The organism is Atopobium sp. oral taxon 199 str. F0494 (genome assembly GCF_000411555.1).
Classification (GTDB): Bacteria; Actinomycetota; Coriobacteriia; order Coriobacteriales; family Atopobiaceae; genus Lancefieldella.
Genome location: NZ_KE150487.1, coordinates 317,452 through 331,850 on the forward strand (window position 1 = coordinate 317,452; position 14,399 = coordinate 331,850).

Annotated in this window: 13 protein-coding genes and 1 pseudogene; all 14 read right to left on the minus strand. The window is 49.0% G+C overall.

Translation table 11 applies throughout. The annotated features are described in order from the left end of the window. Positions 1-4: 4 nt before the first annotated feature. The 14 genes and pseudogenes from HMPREF1527_RS07405 to HMPREF1527_RS07455 all read right to left on the minus strand — a co-directional run bounded on the left by HMPREF1527_RS07405 (position 5) and on the right by HMPREF1527_RS07455 (position 13,567). Positions 5-1,438 (minus strand): SpaH/EbpB family LPXTG-anchored major pilin, encoded by a 1,434-nt coding sequence (locus HMPREF1527_RS07405; RefSeq protein ID WP_016478081.1) that lies wholly within the window; start codon positions 1,436-1,438, stop codon positions 5-7. A gap of 65 nt (positions 1,439-1,503) precedes the next feature. Then, positions 1,504-3,630 carry a SpaA isopeptide-forming pilin-related protein gene (locus HMPREF1527_RS07410; protein ID WP_198009264.1) on the minus strand — a complete coding sequence of 709 codons (2,127 nt, stop codon included), beginning with the start codon at positions 3,628-3,630 and terminating at the stop codon, positions 1,504-1,506. Positions 3,631-5,296: 1,666 nt separating this feature from the next. After that, on the minus strand, positions 5,297-6,457 hold the full coding sequence (locus HMPREF1527_RS07735; protein ID WP_016478083.1) for a recombinase family protein: 1,161 nt from the start codon (positions 6,455-6,457) through the stop codon (positions 5,297-5,299). 24 nt (positions 6,458-6,481) lie between these two features. After that, positions 6,482-6,909: pseudogene (locus HMPREF1527_RS08070) on the minus strand (recombinase family protein). A gap of 28 nt (positions 6,910-6,937) precedes the next feature. Beyond that, entirely contained in the window at positions 6,938-8,269 is a 1,332-nt protein-coding gene (locus tag HMPREF1527_RS07420) for a hypothetical protein (RefSeq protein ID WP_016478084.1), read from the minus strand. Continuing rightward, the gene (locus tag HMPREF1527_RS07425; RefSeq protein ID WP_016478085.1) at positions 8,262-9,104 is read right to left on the minus strand and encodes a DNA adenine methylase; all 843 of its coding nucleotides are present in this window, start codon (positions 9,102-9,104) and stop codon (positions 8,262-8,264) included. Before HMPREF1527_RS07425 ends, HMPREF1527_RS07420 begins: the two co-directional genes overlap by 8 nt. Positions 9,105-9,116: 12 nt before the next feature. Beyond that, positions 9,117-9,296, minus strand: coding sequence for a ribbon-helix-helix protein, CopG family (locus tag HMPREF1527_RS07830; protein ID WP_016478086.1), 180 nt, complete (start codon positions 9,294-9,296; stop codon positions 9,117-9,119). Between the two features lie 106 nt (positions 9,297-9,402). Continuing rightward, positions 9,403-9,558 (minus strand): hypothetical protein, encoded by a 156-nt coding sequence (locus tag HMPREF1527_RS07835; RefSeq protein WP_156825500.1) that lies wholly within the window; start codon positions 9,556-9,558, stop codon positions 9,403-9,405. A gap of 45 nt (positions 9,559-9,603) precedes the next feature. Next, positions 9,604-10,455 (minus strand): hypothetical protein, encoded by an 852-nt coding sequence (locus HMPREF1527_RS07430; protein WP_016478087.1) that lies wholly within the window; start codon positions 10,453-10,455, stop codon positions 9,604-9,606. Beyond that, complete coding sequence (locus tag HMPREF1527_RS07435; RefSeq protein ID WP_016478088.1) at positions 10,428-10,928, minus strand: hypothetical protein; 501 nt, start codon at positions 10,926-10,928, stop codon at positions 10,428-10,430. The genes HMPREF1527_RS07430 and HMPREF1527_RS07435 overlap by 28 nt, the downstream gene beginning before the upstream one ends. A gap of 144 nt (positions 10,929-11,072) precedes the next feature. After that, positions 11,073-11,423 carry a hypothetical protein gene (locus HMPREF1527_RS07440; RefSeq protein WP_016478089.1) on the minus strand — a complete coding sequence of 117 codons (351 nt, stop codon included), beginning with the start codon at positions 11,421-11,423 and terminating at the stop codon, positions 11,073-11,075. 13 nt (positions 11,424-11,436) lie between these two features. Continuing rightward, entirely contained in the window at positions 11,437-12,399 is a 963-nt protein-coding gene (locus HMPREF1527_RS07590) for a DUF5906 domain-containing protein (RefSeq protein ID WP_016478090.1), read from the minus strand. Between the two features lie 108 nt (positions 12,400-12,507). Further along, a complete protein-coding gene (locus tag HMPREF1527_RS07450) occupies positions 12,508-13,224 on the minus strand; it encodes a hypothetical protein (protein ID WP_016478091.1) in 717 nt (238 codons plus the stop codon). 133 nt (positions 13,225-13,357) lie between these two features. Continuing rightward, complete coding sequence (locus HMPREF1527_RS07455; protein ID WP_016478092.1) at positions 13,358-13,567, minus strand: AlpA family transcriptional regulator; 210 nt, start codon at positions 13,565-13,567, stop codon at positions 13,358-13,360. Positions 13,568-14,399 lie beyond the last annotated feature (832 nt).

The following is a 14,399-nucleotide window of genomic DNA, read 5'->3' on the forward strand; positions in this document are numbered from 1 at the left end:
TCAATTACTTACTAATCTTTTTACGAGAACTCGCGACAATCATAGCACTACCGGCAATCATAACAACACCAGCAACAGTAAGAGCAAGCGTACCTGCACCACCCGTTATAGGAAGAACACCCTGATCGGGGTCGACAACAGTATTGTCATTTGTATACTTTTGGTAGTTTGCTTCGGCGATACCGGTTGTAGCAGGGTTATCAAGCGTTGCAGAAGCAGCTTTAATGGTTACTTTAAAATCGGCAACTGCTTGCTTCCCGGCGGGAACCTTTGTTTCCTTTACTGTATACGTCTTTCCATCAGCAAGATCCTCAAACCAGACATAACCATTAGCGTCTGCAGTCGACTTAAGCACATCGCCATTCTCGTCTTTAATGGCTTCTGTGCCGTCTTCATTATAGAGCGTAAACTCGGCCCCCTGAAGCGGGTGACTGTCTTTGTCAACCTTTTGGAAGTAGAAGCCATAAGTGTTCACTTTATCTTTAATAGGATCACTCGTATGAGTGGTTGTGGGGCTATTGCTGTAGTCAAGCGTAAGGGAATTCTTTGTTCCATCAGAAGCAGTTTTGAAAGCAGCGCTCGTAAGTTTTGCCTTATATGCCACCGTGATGGTTTGACCGAGATGGGTCTTAATAAAATCAGACTTAAATGAAAGCGTAAAGCCATTGCCATTAGCGGCAACTGTGTACTCAGAAGCCGCAACAGGGTTGCCGTTAGCTTTCACTTCAATAGTGTCAGTCTGATCAATAAGACCGTCGTTAGGAGCATCTTTAAAAGTAAAAGTCGGATTCGTGTAGTTGGAAGGATAATTCGGAACCGCAGCAGTAATGGTAAATGGAACTAGGTCGCCAACCTGGTACTCACTGGTTTCGTGAGCATTACTTTCACCGACCGTCTTATCTGGCTGGGGGCCATCCTCAGCTTTAATATCAACTGTCTGTGGATTTGCAACATAAGTCAACCCAGAAGACTTAGGCGTATTATTAACAACGGTATTCTGATAAACCTTTGTCGATCCATCAGCATTAGTAACGACAAATAGCCATTCGCCGTCATCAAGACCAGAGAATGTAACTGCGCCGCCGGCTGCCGTTACAGTTTTTACGTCAAGGGGAGTAACACTTCCGCCAGCAATATCCGTTGCAATTTTACCCACCGCAGCCTTCATTTCAGCAGAATTTGATTGGAGCGCTGAATACGTATTGCCATCGATTCCGTTTGCATACTTATACGTTAAGTTATTATTAGAATCAACAACTGCGTCGACAATTTGGTAGGCGGTAACAGTAGCTCCACTGTCAACATTCTTGAGAGTGATATCAGAAGCGTACTTACTCCCCGGTTCTGCTGATGCCATGCCAACTGGCACCATTGAAAGAGCAAGCGCTGCCGCAGCAATGCCTGTTAGCACCTTCTGTCTAAACCCTTTTTTGATCATTTTCTACTCCTTTCGCGACTGATTTTCAGTCATGATCAAACTTACTTTAGCCATCAACTGCACCTTTAGTGAGCAACTGATACAAACGACTTGCGGTATATGCAGTACAGAACAAACCCTACCGCAAATACTATGAACATGATTCCCGCACCAACAAAAGGTATGTTCCCTACGCCACCTGCATATGGAAGCGCACCTAACACGCGGTTATCCACATCAATTTGGAACCAATAACCACTGCTACCATTTTCTCCCTGATGATCGGAGCTGATAGGTAGTCCATTTAACGTAGCATTCCCAGAAGTATCAATTACAAGCCTCAAGTCATTATCAAGTTTTTGATAACCGGCAGGAACCTTTGTCTCACGAATGATATATGTACCTGGCTTAAGATCAGAAAACTTTGCTTTACCGTCATTATCAGTGGCAATAGCAGGCGCGACTATCGTCTCTCCATCTTCAGCAAAAACCGTAAACTCTGCACCAGCAAGAGGTGTTTTCGCATTTCCATCAGTACTTGAAGTCTTGTACATAATAATATCATACGTTTTCAGAGTATTAGTAATGGTATTTACACCGTCAGTACTACCATTAATATTCCCTGACCTATACGAACTATATATAACTGGCGAACTATATGAAGTATCATATCCTTCAATCGGGCTTATTTCATCGACTGACCAGGTGGTATCTCCCTCAAGACCTCCGGGTACAACAATATCCTTCGACCAATCATTACCAGCATCTAACGTGATTGGATCTCCATAGTCCTTAGTGATTTCTACACCGTTTATGGTCATAGTCCTTTTAAGCTGCACGGTAATGGTCTTGCTGGCATGGTCAGAAATATCATCACCTGACCATTTCTTTTCAACTTTAACTTGAGACAATGGAACTTTCATCGTAGGACGCTCGTAAGGCGACATCCCATGTTCCTGATCGGTAACAACACCATTAACCGTTTTTTGTCTAATATACTCTAACGTCGCAGACGTATTGGAATAGACTGAGTACGTGCCGTCTCCATTATCAAGAACATTCTCATCTAGACCATTACCATTAGCAGCAGCTGCTACAGAATCTAGTGCCTTTTGTGTGGGAGTAACTGTAAAGCTTACTGAATAGATTACGTTATTTTCAAGCTGACTAATACTTGAAAGATCCCATGTGACGGTATCGCCACTTAACTTCGCCTTCGGAGCTTCTGACCAATCGGTTGTAACCCCATTAGCACTGGTTTTAGTATATTTGAAAGTAGTTACCTGACCATCAATATTCGTTGCTGAAACCATATCAGTAAGAGTGTCTTTTATCTTAACGTCTCTGTAGTAGGACTTATGCGTAATGTCAGCAACAATAGAACTAAAAGCATTGACGATGCCTTCTTGATCTTTTGCATCAAAATAGTAATTATCGGTCTGCTGTCCGTCATACGCATAATCTACAAGATCTCGCATACGATCAACATCGCCAAATGTACCTATAGCGTAAAAAGTATTTCCAGAAGTAACTACATTACGCGCGTCATCTGTTGCTGGTCCAAAACACTCTTGAACGTTCTTCTTTCCCTCTTTCCCCTCATCATGACCGGTTCCAAGAAGATAGTGACCACTCGCTGTCTTTGTGTAATTATGTTTAGTGCCATTATAAAATGTAGGGTTTCCATCAGATACAAAAATGACATATGTAGGGTCACCATCGCTGCTTTGAGCCACTTCATTTGCAGCCTTTAATGCATCTTCCCAGTTAGTTCCTCCATGATACTTTGGCAATCCTGCATCATGGGGTGTTTCAATGTCATCTACCGCCTGTTGAAACGCATTTAAATCTGATGTCCAGAGACTCCCACCAAATCTTTCCTTATATGCAATTGATTCAAACGTTACCAATGACATTTGAATACGGCTAGGATCATCAATAGTATTGTTCTGCATTAGCTCATCCGCTAATGCGTTTACCGCCTCTTTTGCCACCTTAAGACGCGTCTCCTTTTTGTGCTTATTATTCATGCTATTCGATTTATCAAATACGACAATAACGTTCGCACGCGTCTTTTCTGTACTTATTTGAGACCTACCTTTTACACTAAGCGTAAGAGTATAGGAGCCGTCTCCATTAGGGGTAAGAGTTTTGGTGTGAACAGGAGGTTCATCCGCCAAAACGGGTATCGGTGGCACTACAAGGAAACCCACAAGTAGTACTACTCCAATAATTACTCCCCACAGAGCAGTAAAACACGCTCTATATCGTAGACTCATCCTGGCCTCCATCACTCTATGCCATATGATCAAAGACTAAAAACTGGTTGATCGCCCACTACCCCAAGCAATCTGTTCCATCAGATTCAGTTCCCCAATCTAAACACTCTCACTAAAATAACCAAAATAATCTTACCAAAAGACTTAATACATTCTTAACACATTTCTACTAGAATTTTGCAAACTAATAATTTTTACACAAATAAGGTACGAGTAATTTTTTGGTCTCCTTCCTTTGGAGGGTGTGTCAAAGTTCCCCTCAGCGCTCGCTCAAATTTGATCAGTCGAATGGTTCTTTGATTCTATCCTTGCGGCAATACCGAAGTTTTCCACAAACTCCTCCGCTGAAACATCGCACCTATCACAGTGGCAGAGAGGCTTGCTCTTTAGATTTTTCTCTAGGTTTTTAGGTAAGCGTCTAGAAATCCTTCACATATCATGTTATCAGAGCTATATCCTTTGGTTGGAGCAAGTTTCAATAGTAATTTACTACTCCATATATCGGTCCAACCGGTTCAGTATCAGTACGAAATGAAGTGTTGCTTGTATGCCAAATCACCTTTTGGCAAGTGCTGCAAGTAGATTTGAGCTGAGAAACTTGTATTTTGATGTATACTCATAGTCCGTTCAACAGATCTGCTGTCAAGGCAGACTGCAGCAACACTCGGGCAGACTTTTATTTGGGTCAAGACTCAGCTGTGTCGATAAGTTACAACTTACTGAAAATGCCTGCATGAAAGCGTCTTTTTTTAAATTATTAGATATCTTTAGTCTTTCCAGTATGAAAGACACAACACCAATAAAAGCAGACGTAGAAAACGTACTATTTCTTTTCTTACATAGTGCGTAATACTTACCTCTCGCTGACACGTATACCAAAGCATACATACCAGCGCAACACGATAGTTCCATACCCCTTAGCCTTTGGAGAAAAAGTTTTTAACTATTCCTCGCGTGTTGAGGTTGTGCTTAAGACCAGACGGTATCGATATACTTAGGGGAGCTCTTCGATATTTTCAATAAGGGCTAGTTGAACAGAGAAGCAGGTCTGCTGCCTATCTCAATTTCTCACTAAACTTGCACTTTCCTTGTTTAAAATCAAAGCCAGACCTCACCTCCTCCTCTTTTAGATCGAACAACGCCGCTCGAAGTAAAGGCTCTCTATCCGGAAAGGCTTAATCCTTATTAAGACCCGTTCTTTGAAGGATCATACGGATGTTCTTGATCTTATTCGAGCCAACCATAGTCTTTTCCTTCGTCAACATGCGCTTCGGGAAATGTTAATTAAACTTAAAGTACATCCTCGTGCTCATAAGATCTTTACCCTTAGATCTCCTTTGTCATTTAAGATATCGAGATGGTGTGCTTATACTTCACCATTTTATCCCGATAGTTCTTTCGTATGCGGACGCTCTCGTCTTTCAGGGCATCTATCTAGCAAGATTACGCACAAGTTGGTAAAGAAACACAAGGTTGTGAAAACTGTTTTAAGACAAAAACCTTAGGTGACAATTAGTTGTTCGTCTAAAATTTTAAAATCGCTCTACAAGCAAAGTGAATCCTTTTAAGGGGTAATGCTCGTTCATAAATCCATATAAATTCATATACACAAACTCCAGCTCATTTCTTTAAAACAAAATTCAACATTTCCCCTTATGGTGGAGCCAGAGGGGAAGCAATCGAACCTGACGGCTTCCCCTTCAGCAAAAGGGTCTTCCGTCTCCCCGTCCAGCACCTCCATCGGAACCTCGCGGTTGTCCTCGGAGTACCACGAGGCTACCACGAGCCTGTCCTCGTGCAGATAGATTTTATCGACGAAGTACTCCATGACGGAGTCCCTCACTTCCGCATTGTCGAAATCCGCATGGAGGAACCTGTCGTAGTAGGACCTTATTGAGTGCTCGTTCTCGAAGAGCGACGTCTGACCGTCTCGGCAGCTATGGCGTCGTCCAGGGCTTCCTTGCGCGCCTGAAGCTCGGCCATGCGTTTCTGGCATCGCCTCGTTGAATATGCCCGCCTCTATCGCCCTCACGAAGTTGGCGAGGCCCTTCTCGACGTCCCTGCGCTGCTGCTCAAGGCCCGCGAGGTAGTCCGTGCCCTTGTAGTGCTCCTCGTAGTATTTGGCCGCGTCCACAGCGATTGACGCGAGGTTCTCGCTGTCGTCCAGGAACCCCTTGAGGATGTCGATCACCGCGCCCTCGACCCACTCCTTGCGAACGGGCCTCTTCGAGCACCTCTTGGCCCTCTGCTCCTTGCAGTAGTAGTAATAGTGCTTCGCCCCGGTCTTGCTCGTGCCCGAGACGCCCTGCATGGAGCCTCCGCACTCGCCGCAGAAGAGCTTGCCCGTAAGCCAGTAGCGAGGGGCGTCCTCTGCCTGTGCGCTCGCCCTGCGCCTTGAGCCGTTGCGCTTGTTCTCGGCGAGCCGCCTCTGCGCCCTGTCGAACAGCTCCTCGTCCACAATCTGCGGCATGCCGCCCTCGACGGTGACGCCGCCGTGGCGATACTCGCCTATGTAGGCCCTGTTCTTGAGCAGCTTGTTCATGGTCTTGACGCCGAAGAGCGCCCCGCGCGTCGTCCTGAGGCCCCTCTCGTTGAAGTCGTCGCATATGGACTGCATCGCCTCGCCGTCGGCGTAGCGCTCGAACATGTCAACCACGAACGGGGCGACGGCATCGTCCACGACATAATGCTTCTCGTCGTCCACACCGTAGCCCCACACCTTGTGACCGTTGTATAGGGCGTGCTCCGCGTTGTAGGTCATGCCTCGCCTTATGTTCTGGGACAGCTATCTTGAGCAGAACTCGGCCATGCCCTCCATCATCGTCTCCATGAGCACCGACTCCGGCGAGTCATCCGGCGTAGGCTCCGCGATGAGGCAGACGCGGCAGCCAGCGTCTCGAATCCTACGCTTGGCGTCCGCCAGCTCGAAGCGGTCACGCCCCAGCCGGTCGGTCTTCCACAGGATGAGAACGGCTGGCCTTATCGCGCCCACCTCGGAGAGCATGACTGGTACTGCGGGCGGTCACTGATCGTGCCCGATATGGCGGCGTCCTCGTACTCCTTGGCTATGCGGTATCCGTGCGCCTCGGCGAACGCCTGCGCCTGCTCCCTCTGCTGGTCGATGGAAGCCTCGTTCTGGCTGTGTGACGAGAAGCGGTAGTAGGCTATAGCGAGGTTGTTGTCGTTCTGTACGAATCTATTCTGCTTTGCCAACTAAAGAATCACCTCCTTACTCGAACGCCTAAATATCGTCGTCAGCAAGAGAAAACATCCAATTAAGCCACGAAAGAACACTGGACGCACGTCTGTGTACAGTTGCCCCGCCGTTACATACATTCAACTGCAACATAGCTTCTTCAATATATTGCTTATCAGGATAATTACCATTTTCTATTACTGTCTTAAACAAATTATGAAAAATTCGATGTCTCAAAATCAGGCTCACATACGCAAGTTGTCTTTCTCGATAATTCATATCGAGTATCTGAAAAGCTATATCTGTGAGTTTTACTTTCCCCCGTTCAGAGCGGTCAAAAAGACCCAGATATTCTCCCGCTGCAGGATAATATGCAGCCTGACGTTTTACAGTACCCATAAACTCGGTAACTTCATCTGTTGTCATTGCATTTTCGGCGGCGGCGCCCAAACGCTCTGCTAAAGCAATTACCCTGTCAAGCCTGTCTGCTTGAATGAATGGAACATTTGTCTCCGTTTGATTGTCATTGAGATTTGCAGTTGTCTTCTTCCATGTATCAATAAGGTCTGACATGGAAATTTGACAATCTTCGAAAGTATATGCATGTTTATTTATAAGCCTTATTGACGAGAGAAGATTATGCTCAGTAAACTCATATTCATACAGATAATACGTTAGATTTGTATACTGCGAAAACACCAGTCTGATAGGCTTTTTCACCAGTGCAAGATATTTGCGATATGGGAAATAGAGTTGCCGAATATTAAAATTATCATGCCTGATATTTTTTGCTTCCATAATACAAATTGAGCTTTGTGACTCAAACCCGCCATCAATTTCAAGCTGCGCTTTGCTTACATTAATAGTCTTTCGCACCGCTGCATTAGAGTTAGCTGCTTGCTGTGGAAGTAAGTTCACATCAAACGAAAAGTCACCACTTCCCATACGTCCGTTGAAAGTCTCGACTAAATCTTGTTCTTCCTCATTAAGGAACTGCTCAAGCGTATGACTTACAAGAAGTGCGTTAATTGCATTTGATTCACTGGTCAGATTTTCCACTCGCAAAGTCTCATAATCAGGGAGTGAAATAGGTGTTGGTTTCATTCCTAATGTATCTGGGAAAGCTTCGTACAAATCAAATTTACCTATCACATAAGAATGACGCGACACTGGTAATATATTCAATCCAAGCTCTCGCAAGGGACTTGCCACCGAATCGACAGTATCAAACTTCGTCATTAAGCGAGGCTCTCTGAATTCTTTTATGGCATCCGCCTGAATCTCAAAAAGGCCTCCGTTTTTTGTCTGCTCTTCAATAGGATATTTTTCGAAAAGCTTCAACCAGGCATTATCCGTTTTGCCAATTGTCTCAGCCACTAATTAACACCTCCTTCACCGTGCCACGTCTGTCACCGCGAGAGTTGATAGAGCGTTTTGCATCTACTGTTTCAATTTTGAAGCTTTTATATAGTTCTCGAATCTCTTCGCAGTCACTATTCGATTGCAAGAAATGTATGCCCTGCTCACGCAATTTGACACATTCATCACGTAACCGTACTTGCTCGTCGTATCCGAAACCGCCTTGCGTATAGCCAGTAAATGCAGAGGTTGCAGTAATAGGCATATATGGCGGGTCTAAATACACAAATGCCCCTTTAGGTAGGCCTATTAAGCAATCCGCAAAATCACCCTCGCGCATTTCGATATTTGCATTGCAAAAATATCCATGCAGTGCACGAATGCCAACTTCGTTGACAATATTAGGATGTTTATATCGACCATATGGAACATTAAGCTGTCCAGCAGAATTCACTCGAAAAAGTCCGTTGTAACAAGTCTTGTTTAGGTAAATAATGCGTGCAGCACGCTGGAAATCTGACATATTCTCAAACTCGGGTGTTCTATCTAAACCTCGAACAAAGTAGAACCATTCGCTACCAGATTCGTCATTTTTCTTTTCGTGATTCTTGAGTTCTTCTATTAAATCATCTGGGTTGTCTCTGACTACCCTATATACATTAATCAGCTCTTTGTTGTAATCGTTGATTCGTACATATTGAGGCTGCCTGTCAAATAAGACCGCTCCTCCTCCAACAAACGGCTCGACATAATAGGAAATTCTTTTTGGTAGTCTTTTCTCTATTTCTTCCAGAAGTTGTCGTTTTCCGCCTACCCACTTTAGAATAGGTCGTACAAGTTTATTTTTTTTCAAAATACGCACCTCCTATCTTTGGTCGACGTTTGCTGTCTCAGCATGCTTTGTCGCATATTCTTTCGCAGCCAATCGCAAGAATGCAGAAAGAGACAAACCATATTCTTTTGCGATGTCTTTGATTTCGTTTTTTTCTGATTCCGCCAACGATATGGACACTGATACTCTTTTTTCTGTTGTATCGCTCAACATTAAATCACCTCATCTATAAATATGAATATAGTTAAGCATAGCACTAGCAGACTCTATTTTCAATAATTCTTATATAATTCTTAGTCAATATTATAATTCTAATTTTCTACTCCCACATCTCAAGACCATAGACATAACCATTCGCTGCTACCTGTTCAGCGAGGACTTGAATGCGCTTGGATAGGAATCTTTTGACCACTTTCGTAACCGTTTCTCGCCCAAATTCAGGCACAAAAATAACCATAGTGCCAGCCATCGGCATTATGGTTACTTTTTTGCCACATTCTGGTCTTTATTGTGACCAAAATCATAACTGCATCTGGTCGTCGTCATTCTTGTGCGCATCGGCCTCCAACAGGTCGCCGAACCGCAGCGAGATGTCGCGGGCGCGGTTCCTGACGTCTTCCCTCTTCCTCTGAAGCCCCTGCCATGCCCTCTCACAGCTTGCATAGAAGTTAGGATACCTCTCCTTGACCTTGGGGATGATAAACGAGGCGAAGCCTGACGGCTCAGAATTGACCTCCTCAGCGTCTTTTGCAAGCCGCTCGACCTCCCGTGCCCTCTCGGCAACCAGACGCGCCCTGCGGTCGTTCTCGGCCCTCTGGCGGGCTATCTCGGCCTTCTGTTTTGCAAGGTCGTCTGTCTGCCTCTTGGCCTCCTCGATTTCCCGCCTGACCCTCTTTCGCTCAGGCACAAGGTCGGCAAGCTCGTCCCTGGCATCTGCGACCTGCTGCTGCACGTCCTCAAGGTCGCCTATCATCTCGTTGACCTCGTCGTTCAGCCGGTCCTTCTCGTCCTCCATGTAGGCCTGCAGCCCTTCGAGGTGGTCGTATTTGTCCTCCACCTCCTCGTGCAGCCTTTCGTTCTCGCCCTCAAGGGCATGCCTCAGCTCGTTGGCCTTCTCGGCGTCTTTCATCGCCATGTACTCGTTAGGGGAAAGGCTCCTCCTCGCCGCCTTCCTGGCGATGTGCGCCTCTTTGTACGCTCTCTTCTCGTCGTCGGTCATGTTCTTGACCGCTTCCTCGTCGTAGGTCTTCAGCTCGTTGACGTCCCAGCCCTTCTCGCGCATGCGCTTCGGATAGTCGCGGTTGAGCTTCTTGTACATCTTCAGGTTGACGACGTCCTTGCCCTTCAGCTCGCCCTTGCCGTTGTACGACATGGCGATGATGTGCTCGTGCTCCGCCCCTCGTCGCGGTAGCGCTCCCTCATGCGGACGTCGCCGTCCCTCAGGATGCCAATCTCGCAAAGCGTCTCGTAGGAGTCCTTGAAGAACCTCTCCCTGTCCTCCGGCGTCTGGGCGTCAATCCACTCCTTCTCTGGCTTGACGATGAGGGAGAAGGCGAGCACCACGTCCGAGCGGAGGCCTCGCCCTTTGTAAGACGTCTTTCTCATCTCGTTCTCGTAGTCCTTCACCTCTTCGAGCATGGCTTCGTATGCCTCCACTCCCGAGGCGTGAGGCCCGAGGTGGGCGTTAGTGTCGCTCATCTTACGATCGAGCGTCTTCGTCTTCGAGTATCTCTCGGTGCCCGCCTCGCAAAGTATCTTGCGCAGGTTCCCGCGTCTGTTCGAATTGCCCTTGGCCGCCGCTCCTCTCTTGAGCTTTAGCACGGGCATACCAACATTGAATCCCATGGCATTCATCCTCCTTGTCACATGGATTTTTCGGAGGATGATTCAGGCTAAGGCGCCTCCGTATTTTCGAGCGGCATTCCCTCTCGGCTGGCCGCTCTCTCTTTATGCAACGGTGTCCGTCACTCTGCTTATCGCCACGATAAGTTAGAGTAACACTCCATCCGACTTATCTGCGATAAGTCTCCTGGACCGAGAGGGGCTGCCGCCCCTCTGGACTCCCTGCCTGCCTCGAAAAGTCATGCCCACCCTGTGGGTCATAACTTGCGTTCTCGGCATGGTCGGTCGCACCCGAAACTTCAGGGTAAGCGCTCTGCGCACCCTTCCAGCCTTCGAGATACTCCTCAGTTTCGAAGCGTCGTCTGGCACGTCCGGGAACATCTCCCGGAGCGCCTTCCCGAGCTTCTCGTTGGCCCGCCTCTCGGCGGTCTGCTTGTCGCGGCGAACCGCATTCATCTTCTCCTTCAGAGCCTCAAGCTCCGCGTCGAAATCTCTCATAATCGTTTGCCTCCTAATCCATCTCGCCTGTGTCGCGATCCGCAACGCCAAGCTGCACCCTCACCGCCTCGTAGCAGTTCCCGAGGTCTGCGGGTGTCGTGCCGTGGGCGTTGCAGTACTCGAAGACGACCGTGCGGTAAATCCCGCGTTCCCTAGGTTTCATGTTGACCAGCGAGGGGCACCACTTTGAGCTGTTCGTGAAAAGCAACTTTCCGTTTGCGCCTCTGACCTGCATCCATTCGCCGTCGGCGCATGCAATCTCACAGATTCGCTGTGCGAACATCTTGCTGCTCATAGGGTTCCGCATGCCCGGATGCTCGCAATCCATCCACCTGTCATACTTCCAGCGCAGGTACCTGATTGGCGGGAAGTCATGATGCTCCGTGTCTTTGTCCTCATCCCAGAACTCGGCCAACGTGTCGTTGCCAAGAACCCACTCGTGCTTGAGCTTTGCGGCCTCCTCTAGCTCTGGTAGCTCGTAGTATCTCGGCCACTTCACCAGCGACTGGTAGGCCATGTACTCGCACACCTCTCGGGGTACCAGCCACTCGGAGCGTATGGTCTTGTCGTCCGCCTTGCCTATGAACTGGCCCGTGAACGGGACGTAGATGTTCCTGTCCAGCCACGCGTCGCCCTTGTCCCTCGTCTTGGGGATGTCGTTGGCGGCGCAGACAATCAATGCATGCGGCGTGTAGTCGAACATGCCCTTGTTCTTGCGCTCGACGCCTATAGCATCATGCGAGATGATGTTCTTCAGGCGGGAGTTGTCCTTCAGGTACGCACCAGAGTCGGAGTCCTCGCACGTGATGAGCGAGACGCCAACAATGTTGGATACCCCGAAGCGGCCGCCGTCTCCACCACCGGCGAGCAGCGCGAGGCTCGACGTCATGCACCCATCGAAGCCGACGAGCGCCTTGAGGTGGTCGAGCACCGAACTCTTGCCGTTGTGACCCGTCTTGTTGTACAGGGTCACCATCACACGCCAGTTGTGGTAGCTACGCAGGCAGGCGCCTGCGAGCTTGACCAGAAGGTCACGCCCGCCATCGTACGGCGTGTAAGAGTCGGACAGCCCCCCACAGGTCAATCACGGTACCATCAGGCATCGTATGCGTGGGCACAGGCGGCTCCTTGTCTGGAAGCGCCGTGGCGCTCTTCCTGAGCGATACGAGTCAGGCGAGAAGTCCAGCATCACGCGCTCCTCGTAGTCCCAGATGCCGTTCGCCATGAAGACGAGGGCGGGGTCGTCGCACTCGCACACGCGGTTCTCGCGACGCGACGCCATGTCGTGGAGCTTCTGGACGAAGTTCTTCTTCCAGCTGCCGTTGACGGAACCCGCCAGCTCGTGGCACCACCTTTCTATCTGGCCGTCGCCAATCTCGCGGTAGACGCCCTCGTCCCAGTCGTAGACCGCGAAGACGCCCTCGGAGGTCTCCTTGCCGATGGTCTCCCTCACGCACACCATGCGGACGACTTCTCGCATGAAGACCAGCTCGGCGGCCTGCACGGGGTCTATGGCCTTCGGCCTCGCCCACCTCAGGGCACGCCCGCGAGGCGGCTTATGATTATCGCCGTGGCCTTCACGAGGGGAATCCACCCAGTAGACCAGATTGTCCGTCACAATCACGACCCTCTCGGAGAGCATGTCCAGACTGTCAAATGGGTGTGCCGTCCTGCACACGTAGGTCACCGCCGCATGAAGTGCCTTCGTGTAGCTCTCCCCACCGTACATGTAGCCGGGATTGTATGCATTGCCCTGGTTGTTCACGTCATAATCAGGGCCTTCCTTCAATCTCTGCGCCATGCCACTAGGCGCTTGAAATATCGGTCGAAACGTGATATTGCGATATTATTTCTATACGTAGATGAGGCGATTCCTGTTGCTGTGGCGGCAAGGGAGCTGCCCTTTTGTTTGTCGTTATAAATCCGCACCTCCTTCAGTTCCTCGGCTCGACGAGCTGATAGTTCTCGCCAATCCATGCATCCACGTCTTCCCTCTTATAGAAAATGGAGCGGTGAAACCTGTAGAACCTCGGTCCCGTGCCGTTCGTCCTCCATATGCGGAGCGTGGTCGGGCTGAGGCCCGGCCTCTCCACAACCTCGCGCGTAGTAAGAAAACCCTTATTCTCAACCTGCATGTCTTCCATATCTGATACCTCCTCGATTCAGGTTCGGCGAGCAACAAAAAGGCCCCCTGTGGAAACCAGAGACGAACATGGGCATGAAAATGCCTTGCCTATCTCGGTTTCCACAGGGGGCTTCGTCAATCGTTGTTTCACCTGTGACGCTTGGCCTGTATTGCCTCGCGCTCGGCCCTTATTCCCGGCAGTAACCCCGCATCAGAGGCGGGACGGGTGCTGAGCCTTGTTCTCTATGCCTCTATAATACGCCAAAAACAACCGCAACACAAGGAAAACATTCGCTTAACCGCAGGTCAGAAGGCTGTTCTGCTCGTATATGAGCGGAAAGTGACAAAAAAATTTGCGCCCCACATAATGGAAAACCGCCACGACCACATGGGGCTGAACACATCCTGAACACATCGAAATTCAATGTGTTCAGGCAAAGCGCTTGTAAACGAGGCTTTCCACTTTTCGCACCCCGTTTTCATGTCCTTCGCAAGTGCGCATTTCGGGCGCTTCGCGCCCTCAATGCAGGCTAGGGCGGCCCTGCGGGCCGCCAGACTATTACAGACGACGTATGAGGACGGGTTCGAATGGAGGAATCCCTCTCATGCACACATGCTTTTCACACGTCGTCCATCCCTCGGGCGCGGAGCGCCCGAGCCTTTGAATCTCTTCCGCCGTAGGCGGTGCATTCGCAGCGGGGCGGCGATAGCCGCCTCCGCCCATAGGCAGAGCGCCGTTCGCAGTCGCTGTCGATGGTCTGCGGGTGGGACGGGACCAGATTCGCCCTCAGGAGCCGTTTTAAGGCACAAAAACCTTGGATGGGATTTTATCCATCCAAGGCCTTAAAGCC

Bases quoted from the DNA above. Each gene is read 5' to 3' on its own strand.
- HMPREF1527_RS07405 (WP_016478081.1), bottom strand. From the start codon at position 1,438: ATGATCAAAAAAGGGTTTAGACAGAAGGTGCTAACAGGCATTGCTGCG.
- HMPREF1527_RS07735 (WP_016478083.1), bottom strand. From the start codon at position 6,457: ATGACCTACAACGCGGAGCACGCCCTATACAACGGTCACAAGGTGTGG.
- HMPREF1527_RS07830 (WP_016478086.1), bottom strand. From the start codon at position 9,296: ATGTTGAGCGATACAACAGAAAAAAGAGTATCAGTGTCCATATCGTTG.
- HMPREF1527_RS07835 (WP_156825500.1), bottom strand. From the start codon at position 9,558: ATGCCGATGGCTGGCACTATGGTTATTTTTGTGCCTGAATTTGGGCGA.
- HMPREF1527_RS07430 (WP_016478087.1), bottom strand. From the start codon at position 10,455: ATGTCGTACAACGGCAAGGGCGAGCTGAAGGGCAAGGACGTCGTCAAC.
- HMPREF1527_RS07435 (WP_016478088.1), bottom strand. From the start codon at position 10,928: ATGGGATTCAATGTTGGTATGCCCGTGCTAAAGCTCAAGAGAGGAGCG.
- HMPREF1527_RS07440 (WP_016478089.1), bottom strand. From the start codon at position 11,423: ATGAGAGATTTCGACGCGGAGCTTGAGGCTCTGAAGGAGAAGATGAAT.
- HMPREF1527_RS07590 (WP_016478090.1), bottom strand. From the start codon at position 12,399: ATGGTGACCCTGTACAACAAGACGGGTCACAACGGCAAGAGTTCGGTG.
- HMPREF1527_RS07450 (WP_016478091.1), bottom strand. From the start codon at position 13,224: ATGGCGCAGAGATTGAAGGAAGGCCCTGATTATGACGTGAACAACCAG.
- HMPREF1527_RS07455 (WP_016478092.1), bottom strand. From the start codon at position 13,567: ATGGAAGACATGCAGGTTGAGAATAAGGGTTTTCTTACTACGCGCGAG.